The following is a 7,657-nucleotide window of genomic DNA, read 5'->3' as shown; positions in this document are numbered from 1 at the left end:
GACGATGATGTAGGGCACGCCGACCTGGCGGGCCAGCAGGATGTGCTCGCGGGTCTGGGGCATCGGGCCGTCAGCGGCGGAGCAGACCAGGATGGCGCCGTCCATCTGGGCGGCACCGGTGATCATGTTCTTGACGTAGTCGGCGTGGCCAGGGCAGTCCACGTGGGCGTAGTGGCGGTTGGCCGTTTCATACTCGACGTGGGCGGTGTTGATGGTGATGCCGCGCGCCTTTTCTTCAGGCGCTGCGTCGATTTCGTCGTACTTCTTGGCTTCGCCGCCGAACTTGGCCGACAGCACGGTAGCGATGGCCGCCGTCAGCGTCGTCTTGCCGTGGTCCACGTGGCCGATCGTGCCAACGTTGACGTGCGGCTTGGTCCGCTCAAATTTCTCTTTTGCCATGTCAATCTCTCCAAAGAGCAATGCCTGTGTTGGGGTTTTACGTCTGCACTCGGCTGCTGGTTCACCCCGCACAGGGCAACGGGATGGCGCCGGGTCGCAGACTTTGCGAAATTGCTATCAAAAACATAGCTTCCAGCGCCCTGCTATCGGGCGCCAGAGGCCAATTTCTTACTTGGCGCGTGCGGCCACGATGGCTTCAGACACGTTGCGAGGCGCCTCGCTGTAGTGCTTGAATTCCATCGTGTAGGTGGCACGGCCCTGCGACATGGAACGCAGCGTGGTGGAGTAGCCGAACATTTCCGACAGGGGCACTTCGGCCTTGATGATCTTGCCGCCACCGACCATGTCGTCCATGCCCTGCACCATGCCGCGACGGCTGGACAGGTCACCCATCACGTTGCCGGCGTAGTCTTCGGGCGTCTCCACTTCCACGGCCATCATGGGCTCCAGGATGACGGGATTGGCCTTGCGGGCGGCTTCCTTGAAACCAAAGATGGCAGCCATCTTGAACGCCTGCTCGGACGAGTCCACGTCGTGGTAGGAACCGAAGGTCAGCGCGACCTTCACGTCCACCACCGGGAAGCCGGCCAGCACACCGCTGTTGAGTGCTTCGATCACGCCCTTTTCCACCGCAGGGATGTACTCGCGCGGCACCACACCACCCTTGATTTCGTCCAGGAACTCGAAACCCTTGCCGGCTTCGTTGGGCTCCAGGCGGAACACCACGTGGCCGTACTGGCCCTTGCCGCCCGACTGGCGCACGAACTTGCCGTCCACATCGGCCACCGACTTGCGCACGGTTTCGCGGTAGGCCACCTGGGGCTTGCCCACGTTGGCTTCCACACCGAACTCGCGCTTCATGCGGTCCACGATGATTTCCAGGTGCAGCTCGCCCATGCCGGAAATGATGGTCTGGCCGGATTCCTCGTCGGTACGCACGCGGAACGATGGGTCTTCCGAAGCCAGGCGCGACAGGGCGATGCCCATCTTTTCCTGATCGGCCTTGGTCTTGGGCTCCACGGCCTGCGAGATCACGGGCTCGGGGAACACCATGCGCTCAAGCACGATGGGCGAAGCCACGTCGCACAGCGTTTCGCCGGTGGTCACTTCCTTCAGACCCACGCAGGCGGCGATGTCGCCAGCGCGGATTTCGTCCACTTCCACGCGGTCGTTGGCCATCATCTGCACGATACGACCGATACGCTCCTTCTTGCCCTTGACGGAGTTGTACACCGTGTCGCCTTTGGTCAGCACGCCGGAGTACACACGCACGAAGGTCAGTTGGCCGACGAAGGGGTCGGTCATCAGCTTGAACGCCAGGGCCGAGAACTTCTCGTTGTCGTCGGCCTTGCGGCTCACAGGCTGCTCGTCTTCGTCCGTACCCGTCACATCGGGAATATCGGTCGGCGCAGGCAGGTAGTCGATCACGGCATCCAGCATGCGCTGCACGCCCTTGTTCTTGAACGCGGTACCACACAGCATCGGGTGGATTTCGGTGGCGATGGTGCGCTGACGCAGGCCCGCCTTGATTTCCGCTTCGCTGAGGTCACCCTCTTCCAGGTACTTGTTCATCAGCTCTTCAGAGGCTTCAGCAGCAGCTTCCACCATTTTTTCACGCCATTCCTTGGCCGACTCCACCAGATCCGCAGGGATGTCCTGGTATTCGAACTTCATGCCTTGCGAAGCCTCGTCCCAGATGATGGCCTTCATCTTCATCAGGTCCACGACGCCCTTGAAGTTTTCCTCGGCGCCGATCGGGATCACCACGGGCACGGGGTTGGCCTTCAGGCGCAACTTCATCTGGTCATAGACCTTGAAGAAGTTGGCGCCGGTGCGGTCCATCTTGTTCACGAAGGCCAGACGGGGCACCTTGTACTTGTTGGCCTGACGCCACACGGTTTCCGACTGGGGCTGCACGCCACCCACGGCACAGTACACCATGCAGGCGCCGTCCAGCACGCGCATGGAACGCTCCACCTCGATGGTGAAGTCCACGTGGCCGGGGGTGTCGATGATGTTGAAGCGGTGCTCGGGGTAGGACATGTCCATGCCCTTCCAGAAGCAGGTCACGGCCGCCGAGGTGATCGTGATGCCGCGCTCTTGCTCTTGTTCCATCCAGTCCGTGGTCGCGGCGCCATCGTGCACCTCGCCCAGCTTGTGGGTCACGCCGGTGTAGAAAAGAATACGCTCGGTCGTGGTGGTCTTGCCGGCGTCAATGTGGGCCGAGATACCGATATTGCGGTAGCGCTCGATGGGGGTCTTGCGAGCCATGGTGGATCCTTGATGGGTCGTGTTATTCGGGGGCGGCCTTGCGTCAGCTTCTGGCTGGCACCCGGCCATTTCGGGACCGCCTCAATCGCGACAAGGCTGCAGGCAAGAGAGCCGGCAGCCTTGCGCAGACAGGAAGAGGCAGGTCAGCCGGTTTAGAAGCGGAAGTGGCTGAATGCCTTGTTGGCTTCGGCCATGCGGTGCACTTCGTCACGCTTCTTCATGGCGCCGCCTCGGCCTTCGGTGGCCTCGAGGATTTCGTTGGCCAGGCGCTGGGCCATGGATTTCTCGCTGCGCTTGCGGGCCGCTTCCTTGATCCAGCGCATCGACAGGGCCAGACGACGCACAGGACGCACTTCCACGGGCACCTGGTAGTTGGCGCCACCCACACGGCGGGACTTGACTTCCACCATGGGCTTGACGTTGTTGATGGCAACGGTGAACGCTTCCAGAGCATCCTTGTCCGGATGCTTCTTCTGGATCAGTTCCAGAGCGCCGTAAATGATGCGCTCTGCCACTGCCTTTTTGCCGCCTTCCATGATCACGTTCATGAATTTGGACAGCTCTACATTGCCGAACTTGGGATCCGGCAGGATTTCACGTTTGGGGACTTCGCGACGACGTGGCATTTTTTACCTCTATCTTGCTTCAGTTGGCACCGTTTCCGGTACCGCGAGAGCCATTCAGGACTCCCACTTACTCGACCCGCGCAGAACATCTGCGTTTGGGGTCACTACGCTGGACTCCGCGCCACGCGGGGAACAGCACCGAATGATTCAGACGGACAAGTCCAGGGCTTATTTGGCCTTGGGCTTCTTCGCACCGTACTTGGAGCGCGCCTGCTTGCGATCCTTCACGCCCTGCAGGTCCAGAGAACCGCGGACGATGTGGTAACGCACACCGGGCAAGTCCTTGACACGACCGCCGCGAACCAGCACCACGCTGTGTTCCTGCAGGTTGTGGCCTTCGCCGCCGATGTAGGAAATGACTTCGAAGCCGTTGGTCAGGCGCACCTTGGCGACCTTACGCAGAGCGGAGTTAGGCTTCTTGGGCGTCGTGGTGTACACACGGGTGCACACGCCGCGGCGCTGGGGGCAGTTTTGCATCGCCGGGCTCTTGGATTTGGTCTTTTCGACCTCGCGCCCGTGACGCACGAGTTGATTAATGGTTGGCATGAACTGTTCGTCCCTTACGTGAAAAACGAAAACGTGAATCCCTTCGGAATTTCCGAAAAGCCCTCGAATGTAGCAGATTGATGCCGCCGACGCAAGGGAGGCCGCGGCCCAAGTCGGCCGTCGGCTCGGCTTGAAGCAGGCACGTCGGCTATTTGATCCAGAGACGGATGGCGTCCCAGGTGCGCCCAAAAATCCCCGCCTGCGCCACACCTTCGAGCGCCACCAGGGGGACTTCACGCAGCGTCTGGTCGCCCAGCACCACCTTCAGGCTTCCGATTTCCTGGCCCTGGGCCAGTGGGGCCACCAGGGGGTCGGGGCGCAACACCTGCGTGCTGATCTTGCCGCCACTGCCCGCAGGCACGGCGACGACGATGGGCTCGGCCCGGCCGAGCTTGACGCTGGACTCCGCGCCTTTCCAGACATGCGGCGTCTGCACAGCCTGGCCCGCATCAAACAGTTTGACCGCATCAAAGGCGGTGTAACCCCAGTTGAGCAGCTTCTGGCTTTCGTTGGCGCGCGCATTTTCGCTGGCCGCACCCAGCACGATGGACAGCAGACGGCGTTGCCCCAGGCCCGGGAACTCGCGCTTGGCCGTTGCCACCAGGCAGTAACCCGCCGCCTGCGTATGGCCGGTCTTGAGTCCGTCCACCGACGGGTCGCGGTACAGCAGCAGGTTGCGGTTGTTGCTGTTGGAGGCAGGCGTGCCTTCGTAACGGTACTGCTTGGTGGAGTAATAGTGCATGTAGCTGGGGAACTCCTGCATCAGCCGCGTGGCCAGGATGGACAGGTCGCGCGCCGTGGTGGTGTGGCCGGCTTCGGTCAGGCCCTCAGGATTCTTGAACCCGGTGTTGGTCATGCCCAGCGCACGCGCCTGGTCGTTCATGAGCTTGACGAAGTTCTCGACCGTTCCGCCCACGCCCTCGGCCAGGGCCACGGTGGCGTCGTTGCCCGACTGCACGATCATGCCCTTGAGCAGGTCGTCCACCGGCACCTGCATCTTGGGGTCGATGAACATGCGCGAACCGGGCATCTTCCAGGCGCGCGTGCTCACGGGCAGCTTTTGGTCCAACGCGATTTTCTTGGCGCGCAGTGCGTCAAAGACCAGGTAGGCCGTCATCAGCTTGGTGAGCGAGGCAGGCTCTACCGGCGCGTCCATATCGCGCGAGGCCAGCACCTGACCGGCCGTCACGTCCACCAGGAGGTACGCGCGCGCCGCGATTTCAGGCGGCTGAGGCGCCTGCGCCATCGCGCCCCAGGCCAGGGCAGACAGGCCTGCGGCCAGGGCCCAGGATCGGAAGGTGGAAATAAGTCGATTCATGCCAAGGATTCCAGGAAAGGCCCCGCTGCGGGGGCCGTGCGGTTCAGACCGCCGATTGCAGGTGGCGCACCACCAGGTTCTTGAGAAGGGACAATTGCCCGTGAAAGAAGTGCCCGCCACCAGGGATCACGGTGACCGGCAGGGTCTGGGGCCGAGCCCAGTCCAGCACATCGGCCAGAGGGACGGTGTCGTCCTGCTCGCCGTGCAGTACCAGCGTGCGCAGGTGCGCCTCGGGAGGAACGGGCGCGACCTGGAAGCGGCTGGCCGCCGTTCCCACCAGCACCGCATGGCGCACATCCCGCTGCGACCACAGGGCGGCCAGCGCATGGCTGGTCACGAAGGCGCCAAAGGAAAACCCCGCCAGCGCCAACGGCCCCTGGGGCGCCACCTGGCGCACCACGGCCAGCAGGTCCTCGCGTTCGCCCTGGCCTGCATCGTGCACGCCCGCGCTTGCGCCGACGCCCCGGAAGTTGAAACGCACCGCGCCCCAGCCGCACTGAACAAAGGCACGCGCCAGGGTCTGCACAACCTTGTTGTCCAGGGTGCCGCCAAACAGGGGGTGGGGATGCGCAATCACTGCGATGCCGCACGGCGTGCCCGCGGGCAGGTCGCGCCGCGCCTCGATGGCGCCCGCAGCGCCCTCCAGCAGCAGGGTTTCGGTCTGGGCATTCATATTTGCTATCAATTGTATAGCTGTTGGCGCTTATCCATAAAGCGCCAACAGCCAAAAAATGCTTGAAACCGATGGAGTCGCGTTCAGCGCCCAAGTTCCGGCGGCGTGCGCAGGCGCTCCACTACCTGGCCATTCTTCAGGTGCGATTCGACGATTTCGTCGATGTCGGCCGCATCCACATAGCTGTACCACACGCCCTCCGGGTACACCACGGCCACCGGGCCTGCAGCGCAGCGGTCCAGGCAACCTGCCTTGTTCACGCGCACCTTGCCGGGCCCGGCCAGGCCAGCGGCCTTGACCAGCGCCTTGCAGCGCTCGAAGGCCTCCTGGGCGCCATGCTGGGCGCAGCAGGCCTCGCCATTGGCGCGTTCGTTGAGGCAGAAGAAGATGTGGCGCTCGAAATAGCCGGGCGCGGACGGGGTGTTGTCGCTCATGCCCTCTATTCTAGGAAGCACCGCCGCGCCGCGAGGCGCGCAACAGCACATAGACCAGCGTGGCATAGGGCCAGAGCCAGCCCAGCCACTGGCCCAGACCGTAGAACCGGATGAACCGCCCCTGCTCCCACACCTGCAGGGTCTGCGCGAAATACGCGCTGGCGGGCGCATCGTTGAGCAATGCCAGCTGCACGGGCAAGGCCACGAGCAACAGCATGGCGCAGGCCCGCGGCGGCAGAAACAAAGCGGGCAACGCCAAGCCGGCCCCCAACACCACCCCCACTGCTACAGGGGGACTGAGCCAATCCCACGCATGCGCAGGACCGAAACTCAAGGCCACCGACAACGCAGAGACGCCCAACCCCACCGGAACAGCGGAAAGCGCCAGCACCGCACGCCGCCAGCCCGGTGCCGTGGCACTGCAGGCCAGCAGGCACGGAACCCACAGGCCCAGCGCCACACACCACAGCTCCGCCCAGGGCGACAGGGGCAGCAGCGGTTCCTCACGCAGGGGCAGCCACTCCAGAAAGGGCGTCCCCTCCAGCGCCTGGGCCAGCGCACCCTGCAGGCGCTCGAACACCTGGCCCAGACCGAAGGGCTCGGCCGCCGGAAACAGCAACGCCCAGGGCCACAGGGCCAGCAACACCAGCGCCCCCCGCGCATCGGGCAGGAACCAGCGCGTGCGAAACCGGTTCCAGCGCGCGATGGCGCCCAGGCGCTCCAGCAACAGCGCCAGCAACGCACCCGCCAGCGTTCCGCCGGTGTTGAGCAACCAGTCGAGATTGGACGGCACGCGCTGGGGCAGGTAGATCTGCAAGAACTCCAGCACCAGCGACAGCAGTGCGCCCGCCAGCAGCGCCAGAGGCACCGCCCAGCGCCCCCGCCCCGTGCGCAGCAAGGCCAGGGCCAGCAGAAAACCCAGGGGGGCATACCCCACCACGTTGGTGCCGACGTCGAACCCCGTCCAATACGGCGGGGGCAGCGGCGCCAAAAAGAAGACCGCAGGCTCGATCCCTTGCGCGCGCCAGCCGTTGAACGGAAACAGGCTGGCGAAGAAGATCAGCGCCGCATACACCAACGCCAGGGGCCAGGCCGAGGTCTTGTGCATGGGCACCCGCCGCTCCTCTAAGAACGTGTTCATGGTCTTTTCATGGTGCCCGTTGCCCCACAAAAGGGGCAGATGCCAGGCGCAAAGCGCAGCCGGGCTGGTGGCCCGGCGAGCATTTGCAACGCCGCAGATGCCCCTTTTGTGGGGCAACCCTTCGGGCAAGGCAGCAAAAAGCCGCACTCAGCGTTGCGCGCCTTGTCCAGGCCACCAGCATGGACTGCGGCACGCGCCTCGATTGCGGCTTTTTGCTGCCTTGCGGGCACCATGAAAAGACCATGAACA

The 7,657-nt window shown here is 63.9% G+C and carries 8 protein-coding genes; all 8 read right to left on the bottom strand.

Going from position 1 to position 7,657, the window contains the following annotated elements; genetic code table 11:
- A partial coding sequence (locus tag MJ602_RS02515) for a GTP-binding protein (RefSeq protein WP_243019259.1) occupies nt 1-399 on the bottom strand: 399 nt, incomplete at its 3' end.
- A gap of 168 nt (nt 400-567) precedes the next feature.
- Nucleotides 568-2,670, bottom strand: a complete 2,103-nt coding sequence (gene fusA, locus MJ602_RS02510; RefSeq protein WP_243019258.1) for an elongation factor G — start codon at nt 2,668-2,670, stop codon at nt 568-570.
- 152 nt (nt 2,671-2,822) lie between these two features.
- Nucleotides 2,823-3,296: a 30S ribosomal protein S7 gene (gene rpsG / locus MJ602_RS02505; protein WP_162017668.1), complete on the bottom strand. Its 474-nt coding sequence runs from the start codon at nt 3,294-3,296 to the stop codon at nt 2,823-2,825.
- Between the two features lie 168 nt (nt 3,297-3,464).
- Nucleotides 3,465-3,842 carry a 30S ribosomal protein S12 gene (gene rpsL, locus MJ602_RS02500; protein WP_162017669.1) on the bottom strand — a complete coding sequence of 126 codons (378 nt, stop codon included), beginning with the start codon at nt 3,840-3,842 and terminating at the stop codon, nt 3,465-3,467.
- Between the two features lie 148 nt (nt 3,843-3,990).
- The gene (locus tag MJ602_RS02495) at nt 3,991-5,160 is read right to left on the bottom strand and encodes a D-alanyl-D-alanine carboxypeptidase family protein (RefSeq protein WP_243019257.1); all 1,170 of its coding nucleotides are present in this window, start codon (nt 5,158-5,160) and stop codon (nt 3,991-3,993) included.
- A 43-nt stretch (nt 5,161-5,203) separates the two neighbouring features.
- Nucleotides 5,204-5,833, bottom strand: coding sequence for an alpha/beta hydrolase (locus MJ602_RS02490; protein ID WP_162017671.1), 630 nt, complete (start codon nt 5,831-5,833; stop codon nt 5,204-5,206).
- An 83-nt stretch (nt 5,834-5,916) separates the two neighbouring features.
- Nucleotides 5,917-6,267: a (2Fe-2S) ferredoxin domain-containing protein gene (locus tag MJ602_RS02485; protein ID WP_162017672.1), complete on the bottom strand. Its 351-nt coding sequence runs from the start codon at nt 6,265-6,267 to the stop codon at nt 5,917-5,919.
- A 10-nt stretch (nt 6,268-6,277) separates the two neighbouring features.
- Nucleotides 6,278-7,375 carry a VanZ family protein gene (locus tag MJ602_RS02480; protein ID WP_243019279.1) on the bottom strand — a complete coding sequence of 366 codons (1,098 nt, stop codon included), beginning with the start codon at nt 7,373-7,375 and terminating at the stop codon, nt 6,278-6,280.
- Nucleotides 7,376-7,657: the final 282 nt, after the last annotated feature.

Origin of the sequence: Simplicispira sedimenti (assembly GCF_022760965.1) — a bacterium.
Classification (GTDB): Bacteria; Pseudomonadota; Gammaproteobacteria; order Burkholderiales; family Burkholderiaceae_C; genus Simplicispira; species Simplicispira sedimenti.
Note: the sequence above shows the minus strand (reverse complement) of the source record. Positions and strands in the feature narration are given on the sequence as shown.

Excerpts from the sequence above, each read along its gene's own strand:
- fusA (WP_243019258.1), bottom strand. The coding sequence starts at position 2,670 with ATGGCTCGCAAGACCCCCATCGAGCGCTACCGCAATATCGGTATCTCG.
- rpsG (WP_162017668.1), bottom strand. The coding sequence starts at position 3,296 with ATGCCACGTCGTCGCGAAGTCCCCAAACGTGAAATCCTGCCGGATCCC.
- MJ602_RS02490 (WP_162017671.1), bottom strand. The coding sequence starts at position 5,833 with ATGAATGCCCAGACCGAAACCCTGCTGCTGGAGGGCGCTGCGGGCGCC.
- MJ602_RS02495 (WP_243019257.1), bottom strand. The coding sequence starts at position 5,160 with ATGAATCGACTTATTTCCACCTTCCGATCCTGGGCCCTGGCCGCAGGC.
- MJ602_RS02485 (WP_162017672.1), bottom strand. The coding sequence starts at position 6,267 with ATGAGCGACAACACCCCGTCCGCGCCCGGCTATTTCGAGCGCCACATC.
- rpsL (WP_162017669.1), bottom strand. The coding sequence starts at position 3,842 with ATGCCAACCATTAATCAACTCGTGCGTCACGGGCGCGAGGTCGAAAAG.
- MJ602_RS02480 (WP_243019279.1), bottom strand. The coding sequence starts at position 7,375 with ATGCACAAGACCTCGGCCTGGCCCCTGGCGTTGGTGTATGCGGCGCTG.